Annotated in this window: 13 protein-coding genes; 10 read left to right on the top strand and 3 right to left on the bottom strand. The window is 57.7% G+C overall.

The genetic code is table 11. The features are described 5' to 3' along the window. Positions 1-117 precede the first annotated feature (117 nt). The 5 genes from AFL22_RS11530 to AFL22_RS11510 are packed head-to-tail and all read left to right on the top strand — an operon-like array spanning position 118 to position 5,378. Positions 118-687, top strand: coding sequence for a spore coat protein U domain-containing protein (locus AFL22_RS11530; RefSeq protein ID WP_033758818.1), 570 nt, complete (start codon positions 118-120; stop codon positions 685-687). A 22-nt stretch (positions 688-709) separates the two neighbouring features. Further along, on the top strand, positions 710-1,225 hold the full coding sequence (locus AFL22_RS11525; protein ID WP_010249007.1) for a spore coat U domain-containing protein: 516 nt from the start codon (positions 710-712) through the stop codon (positions 1,223-1,225). Positions 1,226-1,250: 25 nt separating this feature from the next. Continuing rightward, complete coding sequence (locus AFL22_RS11520; RefSeq protein WP_010671112.1) at positions 1,251-1,949, top strand: molecular chaperone; 699 nt, start codon at positions 1,251-1,253, stop codon at positions 1,947-1,949. Positions 1,950-1,956: 7 nt separating this feature from the next. Beyond that, positions 1,957-4,404, top strand: coding sequence for a fimbria/pilus outer membrane usher protein (locus AFL22_RS11515; protein ID WP_052271474.1), 2,448 nt, complete (start codon positions 1,957-1,959; stop codon positions 4,402-4,404). Beyond that, positions 4,401-5,378 carry a spore coat U domain-containing protein gene (locus AFL22_RS11510; RefSeq protein WP_010249011.1) on the top strand — a complete coding sequence of 326 codons (978 nt, stop codon included), beginning with the start codon at positions 4,401-4,403 and terminating at the stop codon, positions 5,376-5,378. The genes AFL22_RS11515 and AFL22_RS11510 overlap by 4 nt, the downstream gene beginning before the upstream one ends. Here the strand turns inward: AFL22_RS11510 and AFL22_RS11505 are convergent. The 3 genes from AFL22_RS11505 to exbB form a co-directional block, all read right to left on the bottom strand. Then, positions 5,375-6,697, bottom strand: a complete 1,323-nt coding sequence (locus AFL22_RS11505) for an MFS transporter (protein ID WP_010671115.1) — start codon at positions 6,695-6,697, stop codon at positions 5,375-5,377. The genes AFL22_RS11510 and AFL22_RS11505 overlap by 4 nt on opposite strands. A 235-nt stretch (positions 6,698-6,932) precedes the next feature. Continuing rightward, positions 6,933-7,355: a TonB system transport protein ExbD gene (gene exbD / locus AFL22_RS11500; RefSeq protein WP_010249013.1), complete on the bottom strand. Its 423-nt coding sequence runs from the start codon at positions 7,353-7,355 to the stop codon at positions 6,933-6,935. A 6-nt stretch (positions 7,356-7,361) separates the two neighbouring features. Next, a complete protein-coding gene (gene exbB, locus AFL22_RS11495; protein ID WP_022623877.1) occupies positions 7,362-8,084 on the bottom strand; it encodes a tol-pal system-associated acyl-CoA thioesterase in 723 nt (240 codons plus the stop codon). A 352-nt stretch (positions 8,085-8,436) separates the two neighbouring features. Here exbB and AFL22_RS11490 point away from each other — a divergent pair, with 352 nt between their 5' ends. The 5 genes from AFL22_RS11490 to AFL22_RS11470 all read left to right on the top strand — a co-directional run bounded on the left by AFL22_RS11490 (position 8,437) and on the right by AFL22_RS11470 (position 13,463). Further along, on the top strand, positions 8,437-9,408 hold the full coding sequence (locus tag AFL22_RS11490) for a TRAP transporter substrate-binding protein (protein WP_052271473.1): 972 nt from the start codon (positions 8,437-8,439) through the stop codon (positions 9,406-9,408). 48 nt (positions 9,409-9,456) lie between these two features. Continuing rightward, entirely contained in the window at positions 9,457-9,963 is a 507-nt protein-coding gene (locus AFL22_RS11485; RefSeq protein ID WP_010249016.1) for a TRAP transporter small permease, read from the top strand. A 14-nt stretch (positions 9,964-9,977) separates the two neighbouring features. Next, complete coding sequence (locus tag AFL22_RS11480; RefSeq protein WP_010671118.1) at positions 9,978-11,264, top strand: TRAP transporter large permease; 1,287 nt, start codon at positions 9,978-9,980, stop codon at positions 11,262-11,264. 135 nt (positions 11,265-11,399) lie between these two features. Further along, a complete protein-coding gene (metC, locus tag AFL22_RS11475) occupies positions 11,400-12,590 on the top strand; it encodes a cystathionine beta-lyase (RefSeq protein WP_052271472.1) in 1,191 nt (396 codons plus the stop codon). Between the two features lie 210 nt (positions 12,591-12,800). Next, the gene (locus tag AFL22_RS11470; protein WP_010249020.1) at positions 12,801-13,463 is read left to right on the top strand and encodes a DedA family protein; all 663 of its coding nucleotides are present in this window, start codon (positions 12,801-12,803) and stop codon (positions 13,461-13,463) included. Positions 13,464-13,467: the final 4 nt, after the last annotated feature.

Genomic DNA, 13,467 nt, shown 5'->3' with positions numbered 1-13,467 from the left:
TTTCTTAAGATAGCGGCACTGCCTACCTTGTTATTTTATTTCCTTTATTTTGGGTTGAATCGTTAATAAACACCGGGTGAAAAAGCACTGACTCTGGATAATCCGTAAGGAAATATTATGAAACTCAAGCTTTTTCTGTTTGCCGCTGCAGGATTAACTGTCGCTATTCCGTCATTAACCCAGGCGGCGACGACCTCGGGAACCATCAATGCCACGTTAACCCTGACCACCGGTTGTCTGGTGAACGGCCAGTCGGCTACGGCGGGCGTTAACTTCGGTACCCTGAACTTTGGTAGCAGTGCAGCCACTTTCGATACCCTGAACGCCACACTGGTCGGTGCGGCTGGTAACGGTATTTTTGTGCGCTGCACCACCGGTCAGGACTACAACGTGGTGGTCACCAGCAGCAATGCTGCACCGGCGACCATCTATGGCACCGCCTCTGCATCGCCGCGTTATCTGGTACTGGGATCGGATAATGCGCAGGGCATCGCCTATACCCTCTACAGTGATGCCTCCTTTACCACGGCGATCGCCAACAATACGCCTATCGCCGCCAGCGGTACTACCGATCCGACGCTGGGGACCAACTACGCCATCTATGGCCGGGTGGTCGGCGGCGGCTTTAACCCCCTGATCCCTGCCGGAACCTATACCGACACGATTAACGTTGCCGTGAACTATTAACTGCTGTCGCAGGTAAATACGGGTGGTTCTCTGGCGATCCTGCCTGACGATCGCATGCGGTCTGCCCCTGCTGACAGGGAGTATCAGCGCCTGGAGTCTGCCAACCAGCACCTTCCAGGTTACCGCGTCGATTGTGGCAGGCTGCGTGATATCCGGTACCAATACCGGCGTCTTTGGCACGCTTAATTTCGGTACGCAGTCTGGCGTGGCGGCGAATACCGTCAACGCCAGCTATCTGCAGAGCACCTCGATTAATCTCGCCTGTACACCGGGCACCACGCTGAGCATGAGCATTAATCAGGGCAACAATTTCACCACGACCCGTAACCTGAAGCTGCCCAATTTCAGCAACACCGTTCCCTACACGCTCTTTAGCAACGCCAGCCGCACCACGGTGATCCCGGTGAACCAGGCGGTGCCGCTGAGTTATAGCAATGCCAATAACATTACGCTGCCGATCTACGGTCAGCTACAACTGCCCGGCACTGCGCGCGCCGGCGTTTATACCGACACGCTGACCGTCACCCTGAGCTGGTGAGGTGATAGAAAACAAGGATATGATCATGAAGCCACTGCGCGCCCTGTTGCTGCTGCTAAGTTCCACCCTGCTCTCCCCGGCCTTCGCCGCGAATTCGGTCATGATCTGGCCCATCGATCCCGCCATTAATCCTGAAGAGAAAGCCAGCGAACTCTGGCTGGAGAATCGCGGTAACAGCACCACCATGATGCAGATCCGCGTCTTCAGCTGGCAGCAGAACAATGGCCAGGAGCAGTATCAGACTCAGCAGCAGGTAGTCGCCAGCCCGCCGATGGTGCGGATGGAGCCAGGCCAGAAACAGCTGGTCAGGCTGATTAAACAGACGCCGCCTGCGGCCGGTAAAGAGCTGGCCTATCGGGTGGTGCTGGATGAGATCCCGACCCCGCGAAATCCCGGCGAGAATCAGGCCGGGCTGACCTTCCAGATGCGCTATTCGGTGCCGCTGTTTGTTTACGGTACCGGGCTGAACACAGACAGCGCTCGCCCGGCTCTGCGCTGGCAACAGGTCAGCGAGGGCGGCAGGCGCTGGCTCCAGTTAACCAACAGCGGCAGCGGTCACGCCCGGTTAAGCAATGTGGCGATTGGCGGTCGCAAACTGGGCGAAGGCTTGTACGGCTATGTGCTGGCTGACAGCTATCACCGCTGGCCGCTTACCTCGCCGGTGAGCGGCGAACTCACCGCAGAGGTTAACAAGAGCCAGTGGCGCAGCGCTGCCCAGAAGTAAGCGCTGAATGAGACCGTTTTCCCTGCATCCCTGCACGCTGGCCGTGGCCAGCGTTATTTACGCTTTTACGCCGGATCCTGTGCTGGCGGAGACTTACTCATCCCTGCCCCCGCCGCCCAGCCTGCAGACCAGCAGCAACGGTCAGCAATATATGCTGGAGCTGGTGATTAACCAGCAGGAGAACGGCAATATTGTGCCGGCAGAGCAGCGTGATGGTCATTTCTGGATTCGCAGTGGCGATCTGCAGCGTGCCGGCCTGCCAGCGGATAAGCTGGGCCAGCAGCCGCAGGTCGATGTCAGCAGCCTGCAACCCATCAAAGTAGAGTATGACGCTGCGCGACAGCGTCTGCTGCTGACCGTACCGCCTGAGTGGCTGCCCGGTCAGGTGATTGGCGAGGCGAAGAACGGACCGCGCTATCCGGGCCGTACCAGCAGCGGCGCGCTGATTAATTATGATCTTTACGCCAGCCGCACGGATAACAGTGGCTCCCGCCTGTCCGCCTGGAACGAACTAAGGCTGTTTGGTGATGCCGGTCATTTCTCCACTAACGGCGTCTGGCAACAGCAGCTGGAAGGCAGCACGACTTATCAGGATGATGGCTATATCCGCTACGACACCTGGTGGAGCAATGAAGATGAGAATGCGGCGGTAAGCTGGCGAGTCGGCGATCTGGTCACCGACTCGCTGGCCTGGAGCAGCAGCGTGCGGCTCGGTGGCATCCGCGTCGGTCGCGACTTCAGCGTCCGTCCCGATCTGGTGACCTATCCGCTGCCCGCCTTTTCCGGTCAGGCCGCCGTGCCTTCCACCGTCGATCTCTTTATCAACGGCTATCGCTCCAGCCAGGCGAACGTGCAGCCTGGCCCCTGGTCGATGACCAATGTGCCATTCGTTAACGGCGCAGGTGATGCCGTGATCACTACCACCGATGCGGTTGGCCGCCGTGTCACCACCACCATGCCGTTTTACGTCTCCAGTAACCTGCTGAAATCGGGGCTGTCGGACTACGCCTTCTCTGCCGGGGCAATCCGCGAAAACTATGGCATAAAGAACTTCGATTATGGTGAGGCAGCGGCCAGCGGCTCTTATCGTTACGGTATGACCGACTGGCTGACGCTGGAGAGCCACGCCGAAGGCAGCGAAACGCTGGCGATGGGCGGGCTGGGTGGTCAGCTGCGCGTCGGCAGCTGGGGCGTGGTCAACGGCGCGGTGGCGCAAAGTCAGCTCGATGGCGAGAGCGGCAGGCAATATAGCTGGGGATATCAGTACAACAACCGCTGGTTCAACATCGGCACTCAACAGACCCAGCGCAGCAGCGACTTCGGCAATCTGGCGCTGGTCGGCAGCCGTGCCGGTAGCCAGGCGGATAGCCGCTACGCACTCTCACGCCGCAGTGCTCAGTACAGCGCCAGCGTCTCGCTGAACCGCTTTGGCAGCGTCGGTGCCGCTTTCATCGACATCACTGACGGTCAGGGCGATCGCACCCGGCTGTGGAACCTCTCATGGAGTAAAAACCTGTGGGGTAACAGCAGTCTGTATGTCTCGGCCAGCCGCGATCAGCAGGAGAAAAGCTGGACCGGAGCGATTTCGCTGGTGATCCCGTTTGGCGAACAGGGCAGCGTGGCCCTCAGCAACGAACGCGACCAGCGTGGCCGCGACAGTCAGCGCGTTTATGCCTCACGCGCCATGCCCAGCGACGGCGGGTTCGCCTGGGATGCCTCCTGGGCGAATCAGAGCGGAGACAGCGGCGATTATCGTCAGGGCAGTCTGCGCTATCGCAACAACCAGATTGATACCTCGGCGGGCTTCTATGGCGATGATGATAACCTCACCCAGTGGGCCGATCTCTCGGGTGCGCTGGTGTTAATGGACAACAGCGTCTTTGCCGCTAACGAGATCAACGACGCCTTTGTGCTGGTGAAGACCAACTATCCCGACGTTAACGTGCGCTACGAGAATCAGTCGATGGGACGCACCAATCAACAGGGTTATCTGCTGGTGCCCGCCATCAGCAGCTACTACCCGGCCAAATATGATATCGACACCCTCGACCTGCCGGCAGATATGACCACGCCACGGGTTGAGCAACGCTTTGCGGTGAAACGCCAGAGCGGCTATCTGCTCAACTTCCCGGTGGAGAAACTGCGCTCAGCCAGCGTAATCCTGGTCGATGCGCAGGGCCAGCCGCTGCCGGTATCAAGCCTGGTGCAGCGTCCCGATCATCCCACCGGGTATGTCGGCTGGGATGGCATCGTCTGGATGGAAGATCTCACCGCCAGTAACCCGATGCAGGTGGTGACGCCCGATGGCCGCCAGTGCGAAACCGAACTGCGCATCGCCAGCGGTCAGCCGCAGGCGCTGAAAACTTACGGCCCCCTGACCTGTGCGCTGCCCGCCCCTGCCGCAGGCAGCGCCCCCTCTCCCGCTGAATCTTTTACGTCCGGAAACCGACCATGATGAAATCTGTGATACTGGCTGGCCTGCTACTCTTACTGCCGTCGCTGGGCTACGCCGCCTGCGCCCTGCCCGCATCGACCGCCAGTTTCGGTTCAGTCACGACTTTTGTGGCGAACACCACTGTCAGTTCCACCACCACCAATGCCAACGTCAACTGTGGCGCGGGTGCCGGGCTGTCGCTGCTGGGCAATAACCAGATCACCTTTCAGCTGACGGGCGCGACCAATAGCAACGGCACGCGCGGTACGCTGAAACGCAGCGGTGATACCGGCAGCGATAACGTGCCGGTGCGGCTCTGCACCGACACGGCCTGCGCTACTGAACTGACGATTGGCGGCACACCGTTTGTCTATGGTTCGCAGACCCTGATCAACCTGGCGGGTTTGCTGGGCAGCCTTAACTTCGCCATTCCGGTCTATCTGCGCACCGTTCCCGGTCAGGTGGTCGCCGCCGGGACCTACCAGCTGACGCTGAATATGGCTGTGACTTATCGCATCTGCACCAGCGTTGCGATTGGCAATATCTGTTTAAGCGAGCAGAACGGCAGCGGTGTCATCCCGATTAATATCACCGCCATTCTTACCAATGACTGCACCACCATCACCGCGCCGAATATCAGCTTTGGCAGCGCGCCGCTGGTCGGCAGCTTCTCCGCCGTGTCACAGACCATCAATGTGTTGTGCAGCAAAGGCAGCACCTATACCGTCGGGCTGAGCAACGGCAGTTATCCGGTGGGCAGCGTCAGGAATATGGCGAGCGGCGCGAATCGGCTGAGCTATGAAATTTATAAAAGCACCACCAGCAATCGCTGGGGATCGGCAGGCACTGAACGCTGGAGCAGTACCACCTCGACGGCGGTATCCACGGATGGACTGACGCGCGGTTTTAACTACACCGCGCGCATCCTGACCACGCAGAACACGCCGCCAGCCGGAAACTACAGCGACAGCGTGGTGGTCGATTTGTCGTTTTAGAGTGAAGCACTGACCGGCGTGCCGCTGTGACGGGTCTGATACTGCTTCACCATCCGGCCAATCAGCAACGTGCCGATTAACCCACAGACTGCGGCAAAGGTCAGCCAGACGCCCGGCATCGCTTTGTCACCGGTGGCGTGAATCAGATAGCTGGAGATGGCAGGCGTAAAGCCGCCAAACAGCGCCGTCGCCAGGCTGTAAGCCATAGAGAAACCGGCGGCGCGCACTTCAGCAGGCATGATCTCCGCCAGATAGACCACCATCGCGCCGTTATAGCTGGCATAGAGAAACGACAGCCACAGTTCCGCTTCCAGCAGGTGGGCGAAGCTGGCCGATCCCACCAGCCAGTGCAGCACCGGCCAGGTGGTGACAATCATCAGCAGGGTAAAAATGATCAGCAGCGGACGGCGTCCGACGCGGTCCGACAACGCCCCCATCAGCGGCAGCCAGATGAGGTTTGAGACACCGACACAGAGCGTCACCAGGAACGCCTGCTTGTCACTCATCATCAACACCGTTTTACCAAAGGTCGGGGTAAAGGCGGTGATCATGTAGAACATTACCGTGGTGGTGACCACCATCAGCATCCCCGCCAGCACCAGCGCCCAGTTACTGGCGACGGACCGCATGATTTCCGTCATGCTCGGATGATGTTTACGTTTGCTGAACGCCTCGGTCTCTTCCAGCATCCGGCGGATATAGAACAGGAACGGCACAATCAGACAGCCGATCACAAACGGGATACGCCAGCCCCACTCCGTCACCGCCTCTTTCGCCAGCAAATGATTCAGCATCAGACCCAGCAGAGCAGCAAAGATCACCGCAATCTGCTGGCTGCCCGACTGCCAGCTGACGAAAAAGCCTTTGCGTCCTTTGGGCGCGACTTCGGCCAGATAGACCGACACGCCACCCAGCTCCACGCCCGCCGAGAAGCCCTGCAACAGCCGTCCCAGCAGGATCAGAATCGGCGCTGCCACGCCCAGGGTGGCGTAGCCCGGCACCAGCGCGATGGTCAGGGTGCCCATCGCCATTAAGCCCAGCGTCAGCAACAGCCCTTTACGACGACCATGATGGTCGATGTAGGCACCGAGGATGATCGCCCCCAGCGGGCGCATCAGGAAGCCGGCACCGAAAGTCATCAGGGTCAGCATCAGGGAGGCAAACGGGTCATCGCCGGGAAAGAAGGTTTTTGAAATGGCAGTAGCGTAGTAGCCAAACACCATAAAATCGTACATCTCCAGGAAGTTACCACTGGTGACGGTGAAGATGGTTCGGGCGGCACTTTTCGGCGGCTTTTGTAAAGACGGGGTGTGACTCATAACGGCTTCCTGTTGTTTTTTAGCCGTTTTAGCCTGCCTGATGCGGGATTAATGTGACCTGGCTCACCATTGCACTTTACAAATCTATGTACATAAGTAACAACCAATTAACAATTCAGCTCAGGCAGCATAAGTGATTACCCTGGCCCTGATTTGCCTGATTTTATAGGGCTGGAGAGCAGCCATAAAAAAAGGCGACCTGAACAGTCGCCTTTTTCCTGAGCCGGATAACCCGCTATTTCTTCACGGTTTCCATGCCCATCAGACCAATTTTAAGATAGCCCGCCGTGCGTAGCTTATCCATCACGCTCATCAGCGTTTCATAATCGACTGACTTATCCGCCTGGAAGAAAATGGTGGTCTCTTTGTTGCCCTGGGTCTGGTTAGTCAGCACGTTAACCAGCGACTCCGGCGTGACCTGATCGTTACCGACGTAAAGCTGCTTATCCGCTTTAATCGACAGATAAACCGGCTTTTCCGGGCGCGGCTGTGGCGCGCTGGTTGAGGCGGGCAGATTGACGCGTACGTCGACCGTGGCCAGCGGCGCGGCCACCATAAAGATGATCAGCAGAACCAGCATGACGTCGATAAACGGCGTCACGTTGATCTCATGCATTTCACCATCCGTTTCCAGATCGTCGTTTAATCGCATTGCCATAAGAACTTACCCTAAGCGCAGTTTCTGAGCCGTCGCAGGACGCGGAACATCAGTGGCGACGGTGCCCAGATCGATATCACGGCTCTGCAGCAGCATCACCTGAGCGGCGACATCACCCAGCGAGGCTTTGTAGTTGGCGATCATGCGGGCAAAGACGTTGTAGATCACCACCGCCGGAATCGCAGCGATCAGGCCAATCGCGGTTGCCAGCAGCGCTTCGGCGATACCTGGTGCAACAACCGCAAGGTTCGTCGTCTGGGTTTTAGCGATGCCGATAAAGCTGTTCATGATGCCCCATACGGTGCCGAACAGGCCGATAAACGGCGCAACCGAACCGATGGTGGCCAGGAAGCCATTGCCCCGGCCTGCATGGCGGCTGAACGCAGCGACGCGGCGCTCAAGGCGGAAACTGGTACGATCTTTAATCCCGTTGGTATCTTCCACGCCAGCCGACAGTTCAAGCTCATTCTGCGCATCATTCAGCAGCACCACACTGTGGCTGTGACCGGTAAACGACTGGGCAATGCGGGCGGCGTCATTCAGATTGCGGGCTTCGCCCAGCGCCAGATGCTCGCGCTTCAGACGGCGCTTAGCGGCGCTGAGTTCGGCATATTTGCCGAAGAAGATCGCCCAGGTCACCACTGAGGCCAATAACAGGCCAATCATGACCACCTTTACCACGATATCGGCATGTTGATACATGCCCCAAACGGAGAGGTCCGTTTGCATCAAATCACTGGCTACCACGCTGCTTCTCCAACTTCTGATTCAGGGATGCGAGACAAGCGCGAATAATAGCAAAACGACGGCGAATTGATAGTAGTTCTCATTAGTATTTACAAAGCTGATCGCCGCCATTTACCCGCAATTGACCAGGTTTAAACACTTTTGACAAGGATGTTTCGAAAATGTGAAGTTGCATGAAAATTTATTAAAACATCGTTTCAAAATGTGATGGCATTCATTCAATCAGCATTGCCGCATTTTACTGGCGCGCGTTTTCACTATGCTGGCTCCACACGGTTCTCTCCGGTTAGCCCCCGACGCCGGACGCCGTCCTACCTCAGCGGGAGACAAAATAATGAGAATGACGAAAACATGCCTGGCCAGTGCCCTGGCGGTGATGATGATGAGCGCCACCGCCACGGCACAGGTGATCAAAGTGGCTGAAGTCCAGCCTGCCGGTTATCCGACCGTGGTCGCCCTGCAGCACATGGGCGACAAACTCAAACAGGCCACCGATGGACGGCTGGAGATGAAGCTCTTCGCCGGTGGCGTGCTGGGGGACGAAGATCAGACGCTGCAACAGGTGCAGCTGGGCGCAATCGACATGATCCGTGTGTCGCTGGCGCCAGTCACCTCGATCGCCCCGGAAACCAGCGTGCTGACCCTGCCCTACATTTTCCGCGACATTGACCACATGCACAAAGTGCTGGATGGCGAGATAGGCCGCGAGATTGCCGACAAATTCGATAAAGATCCCAACGCCCGCATGGTGTTCCTGGGCTGGACCGATGCCGGTGAGCGCAACATGATCACCAAGAAGCCGCTGGCAAAACCGGAAGATCTGAAAGGCATGAAGATCCGGGTGCAGAACAGCGCCATCTCATTGGCGACGCTGAAAGCGATGGGCGCGAATCCGGTGGCGATGGGCGTCAGTGAAGTGTTCAGTGCGATGCAGACCGGTGTGGTCGATGGCACCGAGAACAACCCACCGACCTTTGTCGCCCATAACTATATGCCAGTGGCGAAGTACTACACCCTCAGCGGCCACTTTATCCAGCCAGAGATGATCCTGTTTTCAAAACGCGCCTGGGATCGCCTGGAACCTGAGGATCAGGCGCTGCTGAAGAAGCTCGGCAAAGAGGCGCAGGATGAGGAGCGCCAGCTCTGGGCGACCTATACCGAAGAGTCGATCGCCAAAATGAAGGCAGGTGGCGTCACCTTCCAGCAGACCGACCGTGACTACTTCGTCAAAGCGACCCAGCCGGTGCGCGATCAGTTTGGCGGCAAATATCAGGATCTGATGACCCGGATCGCTGAGGTGAAATAACCCTTCCGCGCCACACTGCCGTGTGGCGTGCTTAATCAGGTATCAATTATGGCTGCTTATACACGTCTGATGGATGGGCTCTATCTGCTCTGCATGCTGGTGGCCGCCGTGGCACTGATGATTATGGTGACGGTGATCCCGATCGGGATCTTCGCCCGCTACGTGATGAACGGCGCGCTCTCCTGGCCGGAACCGGTAGCCATTATCTGCATGATCATTTTTACGTTTATTGGCGCACCGGTCGGACTGCGGGCCGGAACGCATATCTGCGTTTCCATGGTCACCGATCGCCTGTCACCCGCCCGGCAGCGCCTGATGCTGCGCGTCAGCGATCTGCTGATGATCATCACCTGTCTGGTGATCTTTCAGGCCAGTTACAGCCTGTGTGAAGCGATGTGGGTGCAGACGCTCGCTTCATTACCGGCAGTAACTTACGGCGAGATGTATCTGCCGATTCCGATTGGCGCGATCTTCACCCTGCTGTTTGTTGTTGAGCGATTGCTGACCGGCGATCAGAGCCAGCGGCCGATTGTCACGCTGGGCGGCACCCACTAACGCGGAGCAGAAAAATGGATGCATTGATCTTGATAGGCAGTTTGCTGGTGTTGCTGATGGTGGGTTTTCCGGTCGCCTTTGCGGTGGGGCTGAGCGCCTTTATTGGCGCCTGGTGGATCGATCTGCCGCTGGAAGCGGTGGTGATTCAGGTGACCAACGGCATTAACAAATTTTCGCTGCTGACTATCCCGTTCTTTATTCTCGCGGGTGCGATTATGGCGGAGGGCGGGATTGCCCGGCGGCTGGTCAACTTCGCCTATATCTTTGTCGGCTTTATTCGCGGTGGCCTGTCGCTGGTGAACATTGTCGCTTCCACCTTCTTTGGCGCGATTTCCGGCTCATCGGTGGCGGATACCGCCTCGATTGGCTCGGTGATGATTCCGCAGATGGAGGAGAAAGGCTATCCGCGTGATTTCGCTGCCGCAGTAACCGCCAGCGGCTCGGTGCAGGCGGTGCTGACGCCACCCAGCCACAACTCGGTGATTTACTCGCTGGCGACCGGCGGCATGGTGACCATCTCCTCGCTGTTTGTTGCCGGTATCTTTCCTGGCCTGCTGCTGGGTGGCTGCCTGATGATAATGTGCCTGGGTTTTGCCCATAAACGCGGCTATCCCAAAGGAGAACGTATTCCGTTTCGTCAGGCGCTGAAAATCTTCTTCGACGCGTTCTGGGGCCTGTTTACCGTGGTGATCATCATGGGTGGCATTCTCTCCGGCATCTTTACCGCCTCGGAGTCCGCCGCGATCGCCTGTATCTGGGCCTTTTTCGTCACCATGTTTATCTACCGCGACTTTAAATGGAACCAGTTGCATATCCTGCTGTTCCGCACCATTAAAACCGTTACCATCGTGATGGTGCTGATCGCCTTCGCGGCCGGATTCGGCGCGGTGATGACCTTTATGCAACTGCCGACGATTATCACCGAGGCGTTCACCAGCCTTTCCGATAACAAATATGTGATCCTGATGTGTATCAACATCCTGCTACTGGTGGTGGGAACGCTGATGGATATGGCACCGCTGATCCTGATCCTGACGCCAGTGCTGTTGCCGGTCGCCACCGCGCTTGGCGTCGATCCGGTTCACTTCGGCATGATCATGCTGACCAACCTCGGGATCGGCCTGATCACCCCGCCGGTCGGTACGGTACTGTTTGTCGCCAGTGCGGTCAGTAAGCAGAAAATCGAGCAGGTGGTCAGAGCCATGCTGCCGTTTTACGGCATGCTGTTTATCGTGCTGATGCTGATTACCTATATTCCCGCCATCTCCCTCTGGTTACCGCGCCTGATGGGCGTGATGTAGCGTCGGCAAAATCGGGTCCGGTGGCGGACCCGATTTTCATCCTGCGAAGCACTCTGATAATCACCATTGAGTCTCAACCCTGCTGGTCGTTTCGTGGTAACGTGAGGGCTTAGTCAGAAGCGGCAAAGGCGACTCATGACCACCAGAAAAATTGATACCACGCTCGTCAGTGCAGGACGCAGCAAGCGTTATACCCAGGGCTCGGTGAACAGTGTGATTCAACGGGCCTCCTCGCTGGTTTTTGATACGGTCGCGGAGAAGAAACGCGCCACCGCCGGTCGGGCAAAAGGCGAACTCTTTTATGGCCGTCGTGGCACCCTGACGCACTTTGCACTGCAGGATGCGATGACGGAGCTGGAAGGCGGCGCAGGCTGTGTGCTCTACCCCTGCGGCGCGGCTGCCGTGGCGAACGCGATTCTGGCGTTTGTCGAGGCGGGCGACCACGTGCTGATGAGTGGCGCAGTCTATGAACCGACCCAGGATTTCTGTACTAAAATCCTGACTAAGCTGCAGGTTTCAACGGGCTGGTTCGATCACTGCATCGGCAGTGAAATCGGTGAGCTGGTGCAGCCCAATACCCGGGTCGTTTTCCTGGAATCACCGGCCTCTATTACGATGGAAGTTCAGGATATTCCGGCGATTGTGGCGGCGGTTCGCGCCAAAGCGCCCGAGGCGATCATTATGATCGACAACACCTGGGCAGCCGGTATCTTATTTGATGCGCTGGCGCACGACATCGATATTTCGATTCAGGCGGGCACCAAATATCTGATTGGTCATAGCGATGCGATGATCGGCACGGCGGTCGCCAATGCGCGCTGTATCGATCAGCTGCGCGAGAACTCCTATCTGATGGGTCAGATGGTCGATGCCGATACCGCCTACATGGCGAGTCGGGGGCTGCGCACGCTGGGCACCCGTCTGCGTCAGCATGAAGAGAGCGCGATTCAGGTGGCAGAGTGGCTGGCAGCGCGTCCCGAAGTGGCGCGGGTTAATCACCCGGCGCTGGCGCAGAGCAAAGGTCATCAGTTCTGGCAGCGTGATTTTAACGGCAGCAGCGGCCTGTTCTCTTTTATCCTGCAGGAAAAACTCAGCGCACCCCAGCTGGCGGAATATCTCGATCACTTCCATCATTTCAGCATGGCTTACTCCTGGGGCGGCTATGAATCGCTGATCCTGGCGAATCAGCCGGAAGAGCTGGCCGCGATTCGTCCGGCGGGTGGAGTCGATTTCACCGGTACGCTGGTGCGACTGCATATTGGTCTGGAGCACGTTGACGATCTGCTGGCTGACCTGGACGCCGGTTTTGCGCGCCTGACGCGTTAATAAATTCAGGCAAAAGATAAACAGACGCTAAACAGAAGATGAACCGGGTAGCGGCCACCCGCAGAGTTTGCCGGGCTGCTGCTCATTTATTGTTAAAATTTATCCCAGACCGTTCAGGTCATCAGTGAGGTCGCTGCATTTATTGCGCAGCGCCGCGACCGATTGCCTGAATGCAGACGGATAGTTCCTTGTGACGTGATGGAATAGCAAATGGGTGTTTTACACGAGATTGTCCACGCGCTCTGGCATCAGGATTTTGCCGCGCTGGCAAATCCGGATGTGGTGTGGGTGGTGTACGGCGTGATGTTCCTGACGCTGTTTCTGGAAAATGGGCTGTTACCCGCCTCTTTCCTGCCGGGCGACAGCCTGCTGCTGCTGGCGGGTGCGATGGTGGCAAAAGGGGTGATGGATTTTGTGCCGACGATGGTGATCCTCACCACCGCCGCCAGCCTGGGCTGCTGGCTGAGCTATCTGCAGGGTCGCTGGCTGGGAAATACCCGGCTGGTGAAGAGCTGGCTGATGCATCTGCCCGCGCAGTATCACCAGCGTGCCTGGAATATGTTTAACCGTCACGGCCTGATGGCGCTGCTGGTCGGCCGTTTTCTGGCCTTCATCCGGACGATCCTGCCGACCATGGCGGGCATTGCGGGCTTGCAGAATGGTCGCTTTCAGCTGTTCAACTGGCTCAGCGGCGTGCTGTGGGTCGGCATCGTCGTGACGTTTGGCTATGGCATCAGCCAGGTGCCGTTCATCAAGCGTCATGAAGATCAGGTGATGGCGATCCTGATGATACTGCCGATGGTGTTGCTGTTTCTCGGGCTGTTCGGCAGCATTCTGGTTATCTGGAAAAAGCGTCGGCAGAAACAGGCCTGACGTC

The organism is Pantoea sp. CFSAN033090 (assembly GCF_001264395.1).
Taxonomy (GTDB): Bacteria; Pseudomonadota; Gammaproteobacteria; order Enterobacterales; family Enterobacteriaceae; genus Pantoea; species Pantoea agglomerans.
The sequence above is the reverse complement of the archived record's forward strand: the minus strand, read 5'-3'. Positions and strand labels throughout refer to the sequence as shown.

Coding starts and splice junctions, on each gene's coding strand:
- AFL22_RS11490 (WP_052271473.1), top strand. CDS start 8,437: ATGAGAATGACGAAAACATGCCTGGCCAGTGCCCTGGCGGTGATGATG.
- metC (WP_052271472.1), top strand. CDS start 11,400: ATGACCACCAGAAAAATTGATACCACGCTCGTCAGTGCAGGACGCAGC.
- AFL22_RS11530 (WP_033758818.1), top strand. CDS start 118: ATGAAACTCAAGCTTTTTCTGTTTGCCGCTGCAGGATTAACTGTCGCT.
- exbD (WP_010249013.1), bottom strand. CDS start 7,355: ATGGCAATGCGATTAAACGACGATCTGGAAACGGATGGTGAAATGCAT.
- AFL22_RS11515 (WP_052271474.1), top strand. CDS start 1,957: ATGAGACCGTTTTCCCTGCATCCCTGCACGCTGGCCGTGGCCAGCGTT.
- AFL22_RS11480 (WP_010671118.1), top strand. CDS start 9,978: ATGGATGCATTGATCTTGATAGGCAGTTTGCTGGTGTTGCTGATGGTG.
- exbB (WP_022623877.1), bottom strand. CDS start 8,084: ATGCAAACGGACCTCTCCGTTTGGGGCATGTATCAACATGCCGATATC.
- AFL22_RS11505 (WP_010671115.1), bottom strand. CDS start 6,697: ATGAGTCACACCCCGTCTTTACAAAAGCCGCCGAAAAGTGCCGCCCGA.
- AFL22_RS11485 (WP_010249016.1), top strand. CDS start 9,457: ATGGCTGCTTATACACGTCTGATGGATGGGCTCTATCTGCTCTGCATG.
- AFL22_RS11470 (WP_010249020.1), top strand. CDS start 12,801: ATGGGTGTTTTACACGAGATTGTCCACGCGCTCTGGCATCAGGATTTT.
- AFL22_RS11510 (WP_010249011.1), top strand. CDS start 4,401: ATGATGAAATCTGTGATACTGGCTGGCCTGCTACTCTTACTGCCGTCG.
- AFL22_RS11520 (WP_010671112.1), top strand. CDS start 1,251: ATGAAGCCACTGCGCGCCCTGTTGCTGCTGCTAAGTTCCACCCTGCTC.